The organism is Thermococcus camini (genome assembly GCF_904067545.1).
GTDB lineage: Archaea > Methanobacteriota_B > Thermococci > Thermococcales > Thermococcaceae > Thermococcus > Thermococcus camini.
This window is the reverse complement of the sequence record NZ_LR881183.1, coordinates 1,613,375-1,628,363: the sequence shown is the minus strand read 5'-3', so window position 1 is coordinate 1,628,363 and position 14,989 is coordinate 1,613,375. Positions and strand designations below refer to the sequence as shown.

Annotated in this window: 16 protein-coding genes; 11 read left to right on the top strand and 5 right to left on the bottom strand. The window is 54.9% G+C overall.

The window, feature by feature from the left end; all coding sequences use genetic code 11:
• Positions 1-50: 50 nt before the first annotated feature.
• Positions 51-1,307, bottom strand: a complete 1,257-nt coding sequence (locus tag TIRI35C_RS08925; RefSeq protein WP_188202571.1) for an aminotransferase-like domain-containing protein — start codon at positions 1,305-1,307, stop codon at positions 51-53.
• A gap of 238 nt (positions 1,308-1,545) precedes the next feature.
• On the opposite strand from TIRI35C_RS08925, the gene TIRI35C_RS08920 reads away from it, so the two are divergent.
• Positions 1,546-2,514, top strand: coding sequence for a ribose 1,5-bisphosphate isomerase (locus tag TIRI35C_RS08920; RefSeq protein WP_188203172.1), 969 nt, complete (start codon positions 1,546-1,548; stop codon positions 2,512-2,514).
• A gap of 67 nt (positions 2,515-2,581) precedes the next feature.
• On the opposite strand, the gene TIRI35C_RS08915 is transcribed toward TIRI35C_RS08920, so the two are convergent.
• A complete protein-coding gene (locus TIRI35C_RS08915) occupies positions 2,582-3,448 on the bottom strand; it encodes a hypothetical protein (protein WP_188202570.1) in 867 nt (288 codons plus the stop codon).
• 11 nt (positions 3,449-3,459) lie between these two features.
• Positions 3,460-4,578, bottom strand: coding sequence for a cysteine peptidase family C39 domain-containing protein (locus tag TIRI35C_RS08910; protein ID WP_188202569.1), 1,119 nt, complete (start codon positions 4,576-4,578; stop codon positions 3,460-3,462).
• A gap of 389 nt (positions 4,579-4,967) precedes the next feature.
• On the opposite strand from TIRI35C_RS08910, the gene TIRI35C_RS08905 reads away from it, so the two are divergent.
• The 6 genes from TIRI35C_RS08905 to TIRI35C_RS08880 all read left to right on the top strand — a co-directional run bounded on the left by TIRI35C_RS08905 (position 4,968) and on the right by TIRI35C_RS08880 (position 10,603).
• On the top strand, positions 4,968-6,239 hold the full coding sequence (locus TIRI35C_RS08905) for a C/D box methylation guide ribonucleoprotein complex aNOP56 subunit (RefSeq protein ID WP_188203171.1): 1,272 nt from the start codon (positions 4,968-4,970) through the stop codon (positions 6,237-6,239).
• Positions 6,240-6,244: 5 nt separating this feature from the next.
• Positions 6,245-6,925 (top strand): fibrillarin-like rRNA/tRNA 2'-O-methyltransferase, encoded by a 681-nt coding sequence (locus tag TIRI35C_RS08900; protein WP_188202568.1) that lies wholly within the window; start codon positions 6,245-6,247, stop codon positions 6,923-6,925.
• Positions 6,926-7,055: 130 nt separating this feature from the next.
• Complete coding sequence (locus tag TIRI35C_RS08895) at positions 7,056-8,108, top strand: hydroxymethylglutaryl-CoA synthase (RefSeq protein WP_188203170.1); 1,053 nt, start codon at positions 7,056-7,058, stop codon at positions 8,106-8,108.
• Positions 8,109-8,118: 10 nt separating this feature from the next.
• Positions 8,119-9,279 carry a thiolase domain-containing protein gene (locus tag TIRI35C_RS08890; RefSeq protein ID WP_188202567.1) on the top strand — a complete coding sequence of 387 codons (1,161 nt, stop codon included), beginning with the start codon at positions 8,119-8,121 and terminating at the stop codon, positions 9,277-9,279.
• Between the two features lies 1 nt (position 9,280).
• Positions 9,281-9,685: a Zn-ribbon domain-containing OB-fold protein gene (locus TIRI35C_RS08885; protein WP_188202566.1), complete on the top strand. Its 405-nt coding sequence runs from the start codon at positions 9,281-9,283 to the stop codon at positions 9,683-9,685.
• A 63-nt stretch (positions 9,686-9,748) separates the two neighbouring features.
• Positions 9,749-10,603 (top strand): DMT family transporter, encoded by an 855-nt coding sequence (locus TIRI35C_RS08880; protein WP_188202565.1) that lies wholly within the window; start codon positions 9,749-9,751, stop codon positions 10,601-10,603.
• Position 10,604: 1 nt separating this feature from the next.
• On the opposite strand, the gene TIRI35C_RS08875 is transcribed toward TIRI35C_RS08880, so the two are convergent.
• Together TIRI35C_RS08875 and TIRI35C_RS08870 are read right to left on the bottom strand one after the other, a co-directional pair.
• Complete coding sequence (locus TIRI35C_RS08875; protein WP_343044043.1) at positions 10,605-10,862, bottom strand: hypothetical protein; 258 nt, start codon at positions 10,860-10,862, stop codon at positions 10,605-10,607.
• Between the two features lie 53 nt (positions 10,863-10,915).
• Entirely contained in the window at positions 10,916-11,416 is a 501-nt protein-coding gene (locus TIRI35C_RS08870) for a GNAT family N-acetyltransferase (protein ID WP_188202563.1), read from the bottom strand.
• Positions 11,417-11,486: 70 nt separating this feature from the next.
• Between TIRI35C_RS08870 and TIRI35C_RS08865 the strand changes: the two genes are divergently transcribed.
• The 4 genes from TIRI35C_RS08865 to TIRI35C_RS08850 all read left to right on the top strand — a co-directional run bounded on the left by TIRI35C_RS08865 (position 11,487) and on the right by TIRI35C_RS08850 (position 14,987).
• The gene (locus TIRI35C_RS08865) at positions 11,487-12,026 is read left to right on the top strand and encodes a multiprotein bridging factor aMBF1 (RefSeq protein ID WP_188203169.1); all 540 of its coding nucleotides are present in this window, start codon (positions 11,487-11,489) and stop codon (positions 12,024-12,026) included.
• Positions 12,027-12,127: 101 nt separating this feature from the next.
• Complete coding sequence (locus TIRI35C_RS08860) at positions 12,128-13,687, top strand: MBL fold metallo-hydrolase (RefSeq protein WP_188202562.1); 1,560 nt, start codon at positions 12,128-12,130, stop codon at positions 13,685-13,687.
• A gap of 26 nt (positions 13,688-13,713) precedes the next feature.
• Positions 13,714-14,055 carry a gamma-glutamylcyclotransferase family protein gene (locus TIRI35C_RS08855; RefSeq protein WP_188202561.1) on the top strand — a complete coding sequence of 114 codons (342 nt, stop codon included), beginning with the start codon at positions 13,714-13,716 and terminating at the stop codon, positions 14,053-14,055.
• Between the two features lie 2 nt (positions 14,056-14,057).
• Positions 14,058-14,987, top strand: a complete 930-nt coding sequence (locus TIRI35C_RS08850; protein WP_188203168.1) for an ADP-ribosylglycohydrolase family protein — start codon at positions 14,058-14,060, stop codon at positions 14,985-14,987.
• Positions 14,988-14,989 lie beyond the last annotated feature (2 nt).

Genomic DNA, 14,989 nt, shown 5'->3' with positions numbered 1-14,989 from the left:
GGGGTTCTAAGAGGGGGATAAAAAGCTTTGCGAAAGAAAAAGAAGAGTGGTCAGCCTTTAAGGGCCTTCATTTCTTCCTCTATAACCTCGGCGAGCCTCTTGACACCCTCGCGTATCTTCTCCTCGGGCACGTAGGTGAAGTTCAGGCGCATCGTGTTCTTGACGTCGCGGTGGGCGAAGAACGCCTCACCGGGGACGTAGGCGACGCCCTTGGAGACGGCCTTCTCCATCATGAGTTTGGTGTCGATGCCCTCCGGGAGGGTGACCCAGATGAACATTCCTCCCTCGGGCTTGGTCCACCTGACGCCCTCTGGCATGTACTCCTCGAGGGCCTCGAGCATCGCGTCCCTGCGCGGCTTGTAGAACTCGATTATCTTCGGTATCTGCTCGTCGAGGTAGCCCTCCTCAACGTACTTCCAGGCGATGAGCTGCGCGAGCGTGTTGGCGCAGAGGTCAACGGCCTGCTTGGCTATCTCCATCTTCCTTATGAAGTGGGGGTGTGCCGCTATCCATCCGAGCCTGAATCCTGGCGCGAGTATCTTTGAGAAGGTTCCGAGGTACATGACGCGCCCTTCGTCATCGAAGTGCTTGATCGGCGGGATGGGCTCTCCGGAGTAGCGAAGCTCACTGTACGGGCTGTCCTCAACGATGAGGAAGTCGTATTCCCTCGCGAGCTCGATGAGCCTCTTCCTCCTGTCCAGGCTCATCGTGACGCCCATCGGGTTCTGGAAGGTTGAGACCGTGTAGACGAATTTGATCTTCTTGCCCTCGGCGTTGAGCTTCCTGAGCTTCTCCTCCAGGAGGTCGACCATCATTCCGTTGTCGTCCATCGGGATGCTGATGAACTCGGGGTCGTAGTACTTGAACGCGTTGAGGGCGGCGAGGTAGGTCGGCCCCTCGACGACGATCAGGTCCCCGGGGTTGATGAAAGTCCTTCCGATGAGGTCGAGAGCCTGCTGGCTGCCGGCGACCATCATTATCTCAACCTTGCTGGTTGGAATGCCGTAGCGCTTCTCCATCCAGTCCGCGAGGGTGAGGCGGAGCGGGGTGAATCCCTTGGTGGTACCGTACTGGAGCGCCTTGTCGGCGTGGTGGGTGAGAACGTCCTGGGCTATCTCCTTGATCTTCTCAACCGGGAAGGTCTCCGGTGCGGGGAGGCCACCGGCGAGTGAGATAACATCCGAGCTCTCGACGAGTTTGAGGAGCTCCCTGATTTCTGAAGCCTTCATCCCTTTGGCCTTATCAGAGAAGTACGTTTCAAAGTCCAGTGAACCTGAACCCAGCTTGCGCATGAGTTTTTCCTCCACTTCCGTTCCCCCCATTAAATGCACACTTTTGAGCACGTCACCAATTCTATACACTTAACGATGGCGGCGATTGGTTATAAATCTTTCTGCAATGGTCGTTAGGCCCGTTTACAAATGTAAAGGGTAGTCTCCAGGTATTTTTCCTTACATCAAGGAACTAAAATCTTCACCGATGAACATAAAAAGCTCTATAAACCCTCCCGACATAATATGGGGTTACCAGTAAGGGGGGATGAAAATGCCTGTGGTGAATGAAGTGCTCGAGATTGCCCAGGAGATCAGGGACATGAGGATAAGGGGTGCAGGCAAGATAGGGCGATACGCGGCCTATGCGCTCCAGCTTCAGGCCGAGAAGAGCAAAGCAACGAACGTTGACGATTTCTGGAGCGAGATGAAGAAGGCCGCCAAGCTTCTCTATGAGACGAGGCCAACAGCTGTTTCCCTCCCCAACGCGCTCCGCTACGTCATGCACCGCGGGAAAGTGGCGTACGCCGGTGGGGCGGACCTTGAACAGCTCAAGTTCATCGTCATAAACGCCGCCAAGGAGTTCATTCACAACTCCGAGAAGGCCCTCGAGAGGATAGGAGAGATGGGGGCGAAGCGCATAGAGGACGGGGACGTCATAATGACCCACTGCCACAGCAAGGCAGCTATAAGCGTCATGAAGACCGCCTGGGAGCATGGCAAGGACATAAAGGTCATCGTCACCGAGACGAGGCCCAAGTGGCAGGGCAAGCTCACCGCCAAGGAGCTTGCTTCCTACGGCATCCCGGTAATCTACGTCGTTGACAGCGCCGCGAGGCACTACATGAAGATGACCGACAAGGTGGTCATGGGCGCGGACAGCATAACCGTGAACGGCGCGGTGATAAACAAAATTGGAACGGCTTTGATAGCTCTCACAGCTAAAGAGCACAGGGTGTGGACGATGATAGCTGCCGAGACCTACAAGTTCCACCCAGAGACGATGCTCGGCCAGCTGGTGGAGATAGAGATGCGCGACCCGACGGAGGTCATTCCGGAGGAGGAGCTCAAGACCTGGCCGAAGAACATAGAGGTCTGGAATCCAGCGTTCGACGTTACCCCGCCGGAGTACGTGGACGTCATCATAACCGAGCGCGGCATAATCCCGCCGAGTGCCGCCATCGACATACTCAAGGAGGAGTTCGGCTGGGCCCTCAAGTACACCGAGCCCTGGGAGGACTGAGGCTTTTCTCCTTGTCTCTTTATTTGCTCCTTTACTCTGCCCTGTCGATTGTGAAAAAGGGAAGGCTTTAGCCTTCGACGCTTCCCGCGGTGAAGGCTTTCGCGTAGGCTTTCACGACTTCCTCGTCGCCCATTATCATGAGGACTCTCACCAGATCCATGCCATTGACTTTGGCGAATTCCACGTAGAGGTATTCGTCGCCTCTGCGGTAGAGTTTGATACTGAGCGGATTGAAATACTCGTTCTCGGCGGGGTTTTCCTCCAGGGCGACTTCTTCAAATCCCTTCGCCTTTATTGCCTCGTCGAGCTGGGCAATTACCGCTTCAACGGGGCAGGTGCAGGCCCCGGTGAGCGTTGTTCTTCTTCTCTCCGAGATGCCGCCGCTCATCAGGAAGTCAGTCCCGTTCGAGTTCGCGAGGTTCTCCGTTACCTCCCAGGTGGCGTTCTTCACAGGTATCGCGTAGTGGGCGAAGTAAACGTTCCCCGCGGGTAGTTCAATGTCTTGCCTTTTTATCGCCCCCCTGTTTCCGGCAACTACCGGGTAGTACATTCCCCTCGCGGTGTCGTTGTTCTCGAAGAAGACTGCACTTCCAGCCAATACGCACTTCGGCCTTAACTCCATCTCGGCCGGCCAGTCCTCCGCGTGCAGGTAACCGCTGCTCTTTCCTTCACTCAGCGATACTTTTGGGACGAACTCTAAGAAGTCGGTGAACTCCACCATGCGGTTGTCTAAGAGCTCCCTGATACTCCAGCCGGTCCAGGCGTTTGCGTGGGTGAACTGGGGCTCCGTCTCGAGCGTGCAGGTTACGGTGGAGTAGTCCACTCCGTCGCTGGAGTCCTGACTTGGTAGCTGGTTCCCGGATATGTAGTAACCCAGCGCGAGAACCAAAATAAAAGAGAAAACGAGAACTATAATCCTTACATTTTTGTCCACTTCTAATCACCTCATGAGACTTTTACTGGGTTAATCATTGTAAGTGTTCTGACGCTGCCGATGCTATCTAGAAGTACCCATGCTGAGTATGGGTCATCGTAAGTTGTGTGAATGTATAAGTATTTTTCACCATTGTCGTATACACTATAGCCAACTACTGTGGTTGTATGGAGCGACCCAGACCATTCAAACCCTATGCCCCACGCTGCACTAGCTGTTAGGAGTAGTGGTCTTTTGCTTTTAATCTCCAGCTGTACATATGTGAATAGCAGTGAGTTGCTGGGATTGTCAATTGTGCTGGTCGTATATTTGTAATGAGGAGGATCAGATAATACTCCTTCATTGTACAGATATAGAGCCCTGTCATAAAATCTCTCAATTCCTGGCCCTATGTTAGAAGTGGGAGTCCAGCCGCTGGCACTGGTTCCCATTAAGTAATGCAAAATGTCTATAACAGCCTCTTTATACCAGTCTGTCTGGTACTGAGTCTCATAGTAGCCAATTACCATTGATGCTGCAATTGGAGCACAACCATCCCATTTGTCCCAAGGATCGGCATTAGGCCCAATATAATCATAACCAGCCCAAGATCCTCCAGAGGGGTCACTTTCTGTCCATCTGGGTATGTTCCATAACACCTTCTGATCTACCAAAGTGGCAGCTTGAATCGTATACTGTCCAGCAGTGTCCCAAGAACTTGCATATGCTCCAGTCTGCAAGACATATTTTTCTGGTTTTCTGTATTCTTTGCCTTTCATGTCCACAACCTTGTCTCCGGCTAAGATGCCGTAGTTCAATCCGCTGAAGTATGCGAGGCGGTAGTTCTTAACGCCTTTCTTCACCGCGAGTTCTTTCATCAGGTCGCTTGGAGTCTTCTCTCCAAAGCCTGCTTCGAGAATTGCCGGTGGCAAATTCCTGTTGGCTGATACTATGATGTAACCAATGGTTTTTCCATTCTTGACCATTCTGAATTCGTAAGCTGCCAACCTGCCGTCGGGGAAGTATAGGGGTGTTGGGCTGGTTGGGATTGCCCCGTTGAATTCCGGGAACTTGTGAAGTTCCCTGACTGCCAGTGCTTTAACTGTGGCTAAGGGCACTGCCCCCGGCTTGTCAACCGGGGCCGCCGTCACGACCCCCCCCTAACAAGAAAAGTCCAATGAGTAACACTACAGGGGCCTTCCAGTTCATGACCTGCACCTCCAATAGGAGATTGCATTACAAAATATGCCGTTGGACTATTTAACCCTTTCTATCACTAAAAGTGAAATCATGGTCAAAACCAAGTTATATTATGGCGAACCACATACAATTTTATACAGCACCCTACGTGGGGTTCTTAAAACTCTCAGGCTAACAATGCTCATTGACTTTTCTCTTTTCACAAGCCTCGGCCTTTAGGGCGGGGAGGAGGTCAGTGCCAGGGGTCTCCATGGAAGTTGATGCAAAACGAATACACGCAAGGATTTAAAACGCCTAATCCTTTTATACTTCGGAGACAAAAACTGAGAGGGTGATGATGATGAAAGCTTACATAGCGGAGAACGTCAGGGGCATCTACGCCTTTGACGAGAGCGGTAATCTCATCGATCAGAGGGTCTTCTCTGGAAGGCCGGAGGCGAGCCTTGACAGGCTTTTAAAGGGCGAGCCAAGCGACGAGCTGGTTTCTTTCCTCGACGAGCTGAGTGAAGAGGGCTACGACGAGTTCGTTGTTGAGGACTCGGAGCTTAGCAGGAAGCTCAAGGAGCTTGGCTACAACGCCACCGCCGAGTTCCCGAACCTGGCTGGCGAAAAGCTCCGCTCAAGCCCCGAGGAGTTCCTCGGCGAGAACTGGTTTGATGAGTACTTTAGCGTCGGCGTTGCCCTGACCAGGCTCCGCATACAGGAGCAGAGCGGTGCCAGGGACAAGATGATAATCCAGGCCATCGAGGCCCTTGACGACATAGACAAGGTTACTAACCTCCTCGTCTCCAGGCTGAGGGAGTGGTACGGTCTGCACTTCCCCGAGCTCGATGAGATACTCCCGAGGCACGAGCAGTACGTGGCGTTCGTCAAGACCGTTGGCTCGAGGGAGGACGTCAGCGAGGAGAAGCTCAGGAGCCTTGGTTTCCCTGATTCCAAGGTGGAGAAGATACTGAAGGCCGCGGAAACCTCGATGGGTGCTCCGCTCGGTAAGTTCGACAGCGACATCATAATGAAGCTGGCCAGCGAGATAAACGACCTCTACAGGCTCAGGAAGGAGATAGAGGACTATCTTGAGACGGCCATGGACGAGGTCGCACCGAACCTGAAAGCTTTGGTCGGTGCCAAGCTCGCCGCCCGTCTTATGAGCCTCGCTGGAGGTCTCAAGGAGCTCGCCATAATGCCCGCCTCGACGATACAGGTTCTCGGTGCCGAGAAGGCCCTCTTCAGGCACCTGAGGAGCGGTGCCAAACCTCCAAAGCACGGAGTCATCTTCCAGTATCCGGCGATAAACCGCTCACCATGGTGGCAGAGGGGTAAGATCGCGAGGGCTTTGGCAGGAAAGCTCGCCATAGCCGCTAGGGTTGACTACTTCTCCGGTGAATACATCGCCGAGGAGCTGAAGCAGGAGATAGAGCAGCGCATCCAGGAGATAAAGCAGAAGTATCCGAACCCGCCCAAGAGGAAGGCCAAGCCGGAAAAGAAGAAAAAGAAGAAGTTCAAGGGGAAGGAAAAGCGGGGCAAGGGCTTCGTCGGCAAGAAAAAGGAAAAGGCCGGAAAGGGTAAGAAGGGCGAGAAGAGCGGAAAGAAAAAGAAGAAGGGCAAGAGGTGAGGTAGATGAAGATTAAGAAGCACAGGTTCCCGGGCGTTTACGTCTTCGTTGATGAGGACGGTAGCGAGAGAATAGCCACCAAGAACCTCGTTCCCGGCCAGAAGGTCTACGGCGAGAGGCTGATAAAGTTCGAGGGTGAGGAGTACAGGGTGTGGAACCCCAGCCGCTCCAAGCTCGGCGCGGCCATACTCAACGGCCTCAAGAACTTTCCGATAAAGCCTGGCTCAAAGGTTCTCTACCTCGGCGTTGCCAGCGGAACCACCGCGAGCCACGTCAGCGACGTCGTTGGCTGGGAGGGCAGGGTATTCGGTGTGGAGTTTTCCCCGCGCGTCCTGAGGGAGCTGGTGCCCCTTGTGGAGGAACGCAGGAACCTCGTCCCCATACTCGGCGACGCCACCAAGCCGGAGGGCTACCGCGCGCTCGTGCCGAAGATCGACGTTATCTTCGAAGATGTCGCCCAGCCGACGCAGGCGAAGATACTCATAGACAACGCTAGAATCTACCTCAAGAGCGGCGGCTACGCCATGATAAGCGTTAAGAGCAGGAGCATCGACGTCACCAAAGAGCCCGAGCAGGTCTTCAGGGAGGTCGAGAAAGAGTTAGCCAGCTACTTTGAGGTCGTCGAGAGGCTTTCGCTCGAACCCTACGAGAAGGATCACGCGCTGTTTGTCGTGAGGAAACCATAAAGGCGTCTTTCGTTTTCCGTCCTTTTTTATCGCTAATCGTCGAAAAAACCTTTTACTTTTACCGAAAGACTTTTATAACTCGCCCATGAACCTTAGCCGAAGTTACGTTCAACTTTTGTAGGTGATGCCCATGAAAAAGCTCCTGAAGCCGAGGCGCGAAGTCGGCATCGTCGGCTACGGTGCCTATGTTCCAATGTATAGAATCAAGGCCGAGGAGATAGGAAGGGTCTGGGGGGTTTCCAGCTTCCCCATTGAGGAGAAAGCCGTTCCCGGTCTCGACGAGGACGCGCTCACGATAGGAATCGAAGCCGCGAGAAACGCCCTCAGGAGGGCAGGGATAGACCCGAAGCTTATCCGCGCCGTCTGGTTCGGAAGCGAGAGCAAGCCCTACGCGGTCAAACCGACTGGGACGGTCATAGCCGAGGCAATAGGGGTCACTCCCGATGTAAGCACGGCTGACTTTGAGTTCGCCTGTAAGGCGGGAACCGAGGCTCTGCAAACCGCTATCGGCTTCGTCGGCTCGGAGATGGCCGACTACGCTATGGCCATTGGTGCTGATACAGCCCAGGGAAGACCCGGCGACCACCTTGAGTTCACGGCAGGAGCCGGAGGAGCGGCATTCATAGTCGGGCCAAAGAGCTCCGAGACTCTCGCTTATTTCGAGGGCAGCTACTCCTACGTCACCGACACTCCGGACTTCTGGAGAAGGCAACACGAGCACTACCCGAGGCACGGTAACAGGTTCACCGGCGAGCCGGCCTACTTCCACCACATAGTCAACGCGGCCAACACCCTTATGGAGGAGCTCGGTTTAACGGTGGACGACTTCGACTACGCGGTCTTCCACCAGCCGAACGTCAAGTTCCCGCTCACCGTTGCCAAGATCCTCGGCATTCCGAAGGAGAAGGTTCTCCCAGGCCTGCTCACCGGAATCATCGGAAACACCTACAGCGGTGCCACGATGGTCGGAGTTTCTGCCGTTCTCGACATAGCCAAGCCCGGCGACAGGATTCTGTGGGTTTCCTTCGGTTCCGGCGCTGGAAGCGACGCCTTCAGCGTTGTCGTTCAAGATGCAATAGAGGAGAAGCGCGAGCTGGCTCCGAAGACCATGGACTACGTGAACAGGAAGAGGTACATCGACTACGCCCTCTACGCGAAGGCGAGGAGAAAGTACATAGTGTGAGGTGGTCGAGATGAGGAAGGCAGTCATAATAGGTGCCGGTATGACCCCGGTTGGCGAGCACTGGAAGCTTAGCCTTAGGGATTTGGCCGTTGAGGCTCTCCTCAGCGCGATGGACGACGCTGGAATAGACAGGGTGAATTCGCTCTACGCCGGAAACATGGTTTCCGGTCCCTTCGTGGAGCAGGAGAACCTCGGTGCGCTCATAGCCGACTGGGCCGGGCTTGGAAACATTCCAGCCGTTAAAATCGAGGCAGCCTGTGCCAGCGGTGGTGCGGCTGTGCAGGAAGGAGTCAAGGCCGTACTCAGCGGGCTGGAGGATGTGGTTGCGGTAGTTGGAGTCGAGAAGATGACCGACGCCTGGCCGAGCGACGCCACCAGATACCTCGCCTACGCGGCCGACGCCGAGTGGGAGCTCTTCCATGGGGCGAGCTTTGTTGCCTTAAACGCGCTCGTGATGCGCTACTACATGAAGACCTACGGTTACACCGAGGAGGACTTAGCTTTGTTCGCGGTAAATGCTCACGCCAACGGTGCCAAGAACCCCTATGCGATGTTCAAGCGCCCGATTAAGGTTGAGACCGTCCTCAAGAGCCCCTACGTGGCCGACCCGCTCAAGCTCTTCGATGCCTCGCCGGTATGCGATGGTGCGGCATCGGTGATAATCACCACGCCCGAGAAAGCCAAGGAGCTCGGCGTTCCGAAGGAGAAGTGGGTTGAAGTGGCTGGAATGGGGCGCGCCATAGACACCATAAGCCTCGCCAGCAGGGAGGATTTACTCACCCTCAAGGCGGCAAAGGTCGCTGCCGAGAGAGCTTATAAGATGGCCGGTGTTGAGGCCAAGGACATCGACTTCTTCGAGGTTCACGACGCGTTCACAGTCATGGCCGCTTTAAGCCTCGAAGCCCTCGGCGCCGCCAAGAAGGGAGAAGGGGCCAAGCTGGCAAAGGAGGGACAGATAGCGATTGACGCAGACTACCCGATACAGACCATGGGAGGCCTCAAGGCTCGCGGTCATCCGGTCGGAGCCACCGGCGTTTACCAGACGGTTGAGGCGGTGCTCCAGCTCCGCGGCGAGGCGCCGAGCCAGGTGCCGGATGCAGAGATCGGCCTCACCCAGAACATAGGTGGAACCGGTTCGAACATAACGGTCAACGTCTTTAGGAGGGTCTGAAATGGCGCGCCCGATGCAGGTTTCCCGCTACTGGAGGCACTTCCGTGAGAAGTACAGGCTCATAGGTGGAAAGTGCGAGAACGGTCACGTCCACTTCCCTAAGAGGCCTGTCTGCCCTGTCTGCGGCTCAAGGAACGTCGAGGAAATCGAGCTGAGCGGAAGGGGGAAGGTCATCAGCTGGACGATAGTCAGGAACCCGCCGAGCGGCTTCGAGTATTACAAGCCCTTCCCGCTGGCTCTGGTTGAGCTTGAGGAGGGGCCGGTGGTTCTGGCTCAGCTCACCGACGTTGACCCGGAGGAGATAGACTTCGGAATGGAGGTCGAGGTCGTCACCAAGAAGATAAGGGAGTTCGAGGAGGACGGAATAATCCTCTACGGCTACAAGTTCAGGCCCGTTATGAGGTGAGGTCTTTTTTCTGCTTCTTTTTCAATCGTTACCCTTATTAGCCCCGATGTCCCATCTCCCACCATGAGCATCATCCTTGGCGTAATCTTTGCACTCTCCGCGGCCCTCCTGTGGGCTGTTAGCTCGCTGCTCGCCAGGGTCTCCATGAGGGGCATCAGCTCGCTCTCCCTCAACGTTCTGAGGCTCTTCATGGGTGCCCTTCTGTACTTCGTGGTTCTGGCTATCTATGGCCTTCCACCCCTCGGAACCCGGGGTTTTTTGATCCTCGTTATCTCGGCCCTGATCGGCTTCACTCTTGGGGACTGGCTCTTTTTCGAGTCCATCAAGATACTCGGCGTCTCCAGGGCGGCCCTCCTCGTGACGCCGTATCCTATACTCACGATGCTCCTGGCTCACATCTTCCTTGGAAGGCCCTTGACCCTCCGAATCGGTGTGGGGGCCTTTCTGATAATCCTTGCGGTGACGATACTCATGGGCGAGTCGAGGGAGGGGAGGCTCGACCCCAGGGGAGTTCTCTTCAGTGCCGGCGCGCAGGTTCTCTGGGCGGCCGCGATCGTCATGACCGACTGGCTCGTCACGGGCAACAACCCCCTCGTCATAGCCGGCCTCAGGATAAGCTTCGGCGCCCTCGGTGCCCTTATCTTCGTGCCGAAGATACTGCCGGACGTCAGGGGGATGCGGCCCAGGAACTGGGGGACGGTCTTCCTCGTTGCGTTCCTGGGGACATTCCTGGGCCACTGCTTCTTTACGACGGCGATAAAAGAGGCGGGCTCAAGCGTCGCCACTCCAGCGGCCGAGTCGAGCCCAATACTCGCGGCGCTTCTGGCCGTGCTTTTCCTGAATGAACCCCTCACGAGGAGGCTCCTCTATGCCATAATTCTCACGGGCGTCGGGATAATCCTCATCTCAACGGGTTAAGTCAAGCCCTCTCGATCCTCATCCTGTCCCCGTTCTCGAACTCCATCTCCAGCTTTCCGCGCTCGGCGTTGATCTTCACCCCATCGACGACCGTCTTTATTCTCCCGTTCTGCACCTCGACGCCCAGCATCTCGGCTATTTCCTCAATGCTCTTCAGGGAGCCTTTAACGGTCGTTTCCAGGGTTTCGCCCTCGCTCTCTATGACGACCTTCAGCTTGCCTTTACCTTCACGTATGAAGCTCTCCTCTTTCAACTTCACCACCTTCTCGGGACTTGGGGGGCTTATGCAGGGCATCCACACCCCTCCACACTTCATTCGGAAGCGTTTCCCTCTTTTCTCTTCAGGTCTTTCACCATTCGCACCCATATTCCGCTCTGACCGACTTTCTTAAATCCGTAGTTCTCGTAGAATCTGATGGCACCCTCGTTTTTCTCCCCGACCCATAGCTCCACCCTGTCGGTGCGTTCCGCGAGGTACTCCAGGCACCTCTCCATAAGCTTATGTCCTATGCCGTGTCCCTGAAACTTCTTGTCGAGCACGAACTCGTGAATAGCTCCGACGGTTCTCCCCTCGTACTTGCTGTACCAGTCCGCGTCGCAGACTATGAAGCCCGCTATCTCGTCGCCGACCTTTGCAATGAAAAAGCCGTCCTTAGCCTTGTTCCAGCACCATCGGAGGTAGCGCTTCGCGTAGCTCTCCCCCTCGCCGCCGTACTCCCGCATGCCCTCGTAACCCCTCATGTATATCTCGATGAGCCTTTCCAGCGTTTCCTGATCAAGCTTGGGGAGCCGCTCTATCTTAACTTTCGCCATCGATATAAGCTCATCGTGGGGTTTAAAAAGCATGACTCCCAGCCTTAAGTGGAGCAAGAAGGTGGTTGAGATGGGGAAGGCCAAGCCAAGGTACTGTGAGGTATGTGGGGCGCCGATAAGAGGTCCCGGTCACAGGATAAGGATCGAGGGGGCGGAAGTTCTCGTCTGCGACCGCTGTTATGAGAAATACGGCGGAAAGAAGCCCGGAACCTTCAGCATAATGCCCACCGGAAGGCGGCCGGTGAGAAGGACGTACTCGCGGCCGGCCTCCAGGCCCGCTCCGAAGCCGAGGACGGAGAGGCCGCTGTACACAGAGGAGATAGTTGAGGATTACGCCGAGAGGGTTTACAGGGCGATACAGCGCTCGGGAAAGAGCTACGAGGAGCTCTCCCATGAGATCGGGCTCTCTATGAACGACCTCCGCGCCATCGCCCACGGCCACCGCGAGCCGACGATAAAGGAAGCGAAAAAGCTGGAGAAGTACTTCAAGATAACCCTCATCGAGCGCGCCGAGACCGAGATCGAGAAGAAGCCTTCAATACCCAGGGACTACGAACCGACGCTTGGGGACATAGCGAACATAAGGGTAAGAAAGAGGAAGAAGAAGTGAAGGTCTGTTGGTGTTCTAATCTGTTTTGTTTTTGTATCTTTCCAAAACGTTTTTATTGAGTTCTTCTAACTATTGTTTGTTACACCTCTGGAGGGTTATTCATGGGCTTTACAATTACCGTCTATGATGGGGCCGATACCATCGGCGGTTCTAAGATTCATATCTCCAACGGCGAAAGCGGCCTGTTCCTTGACTTTGGCATGAACTTTGCAAAGTACTCGCTCTATTACGAAGAGTTTATCAGTGAAAGACCATCCCGCGGAATCCATGACCCGTGGAGACTCGGCCTGATACCGAGGCTGAACATCTACCGCTCCGACCTTGTGCCAGATGATATTGCAGGAGAAGTCCGGAGCAGTCCCAAGATTCCAGTTAATGCGGTGCTCATAAGCCACGCTCACCTTGACCACGTTGGCAACGTTGCCATGCTGAACGAGAGCATCCCACTGGTGGGTTCCCCCGTTACAATGGTGATTCTAAAGGCCCTCCGCGACACCTCGCGGCAGAGCCATATGGGAATGGAACTGCCGTACTACTCCCCGAAAAGTCCAAGTTCCACGAACCCCTTCGTGCTTGAATCTTCAAGGGCAGTCAAACACTACCTGAGCAGGGACATAATAATGACTGGGAAGGTATCCGATGCCGTTGTGGACTTCCTGAGCTGGAGGGCAAACGTTGAGCTTGCAAAGAACCCGGGCAAGGTGAAGTCCATTCGTCCCGAAAGCATTGAAGTTCTTGGAGACGCTGACCTTGGGTTTGAGGTGAAATCTTTCCCCGTTGACCACTCAATCTACGGGGCCACAGCCTACATAATCGAGGGCGATGTTTCGGTTGCGTACACCGGCGACTTCAGGCTCCACGGGAAAAACAAACACCTGACCCGGAAGTTTGTCAGGGAGGCCAAAAACGTGAGCGTGCTCATAACTGAAGGCACCAGGGTTGGCAGGGAAGAGGACGAGAACGTATCCGAAGACGAGGTTTACAAGAATGCCCTTGGAATAGCTGAAACCGCAAAGGGTCTTATCATAGCCGATTTCTCCGCCAGGAACTTTGAGAGGCTTGAGAGTTTCTGGAGGATAGCCCGGAGAACTGGAAGGGAGCTCGTGGTAACGCCGAAGGACGCTTATTTCCTCCACGCCCTTCAGATAGCCGGCATTGAAACGCCCATAAATGAAGTTCGAATATATCAAAGCTCCAAGGTCAGGCCCGAAAAGTGGGAGGAGTGGGTGTTCCGTTCCTATCCAGATAGCGGGGTGTCCCCAGAGGAATTAAAAAAGAACGGGGAGAACTACATGCTGTGCTTCTCGTTCTACGACATGCCTCACCTGCTTGACATAATGCCCAGCGAAGGGACTTACATCTACTCCTCCAGCGAGGCCTTCGGTGAGGAGCAGGCGTTCAGCTTTCTCCGCCTGTGGAACTGGTTGAGGTATTTCGGCTTTGAGGTTCACGGCTTCGGCGTGGACGAGCATGGAAAACCTGTCTTTGAGAAGGGACTTCATGCCTCCGGACACATCTCCAGAGAAGAGCTGAGAAAAGTGATTGAAGAAATTGACCCGGACTACGTTATTCCAGTTCACACGGAAAACCCCGAATGGTTCAGGGAGAATTGGAGTGAAAAGACCGTTGTTTTAAAGAACGGGGAAAGCTGGGGGTTTTAACTGACGTGTATGGCGGAGGCGTGAGGATGAGGATAGCAGTTTACGGCACGTTGAGGAAGGGCAAACCGTTGCACGGCTATTTAAGGGAAAGTAAATTCCTTGGTGAAGACAGGATTGAGGGCTACGACCTTTACGTTGATGTTCTCCCCTACGCAGTTAAGGGCAATGGCGAGCTAAAGGTTGAGGTTTACACTGTTGATGAGGAGACCTTCGAGAGGATTAACCGTATAGAGGTAAACGCCGGCTACATACCGGTTGACGTGAATACAAAGTTTGGCAGAGCGATCCTCTGGGAGTGGGTGCATGAGCCGGGTGGGGAAAAGATAGAGAGCAGGGATTTTGATGATGTCGAATTCAAGGGGTGGTGAAGATGCGCTCAAAGCTTGAAGGCGGCCTCTGGGGAGTCCTCGTTGGAGATGCCTTTGGCTTGACCTTCCAGTTCACCAGCAGACTTGCGATGGAGCTGGACTATCCAAAACCCGAGGAAATTCCAATGCTTGACGGCCTCTGGAGCGACGACTCGTCTTTAACATTAGCGACGGCCCACGCGCTGATGGAAGGCTACAGCGTTGATAGGATTGCGGAGAACTTCCTCCGCTGGTACTATGACGGTGAGTTCACGCCGAGGGGTTACGCATTTGATGAGGGGAACACGACATCGAGGGCGATAGAGCGTATAGCCAATGGAGTTCCGCCGCTTGAGGCCGGCGGCAGGGGAGAACGGGACAACGGCAACGGCTCATTGATGAGAATCCTCCCCGCGGCGTATTACGCCTACTTCAAGCTCAACTCCCTGGAGGAGAAGCTTAAACTCATTCACGAGGTTTCAATGATTACCCACGCTCACCCCAGGGCGCTCGTTGGCTGCGGTATTTACTCCTTGATCGTGTGGAACATTCTTGACGGAATGGAGGGGCTTGAAGCCTACCGTGATGCAATAGCGACGGCGAGGGAGTTCTACTCAGCGGAGCCCTTTGCCGGAGAGCTCGCTCATTACGAGAGGGTATTAAGCGGGAGGATTCACGAGGTTGAGAGGAGCGGGATCAGGGGCAGTGGTTACGTCGTGCACACCCTTGAGGCGAGCCTCTGGGCTTTCCTGAGGAGTGAGGACTTTGCCGATGCGATAAGGAAGGTTGTTTCCCTTGGGGAAGATGCTGACACTACCGGGGCCGTTACCGGCGGCTTGGCCGGGACTTATTACGGGATCGATGCCATCCCGGAGGAGTGGCTTGAGAAGATCGAAGGGAAGGAATACGCCGGGGAGATAATAGACGATTTTATCTCAAGTCTGGTGGGGTGATG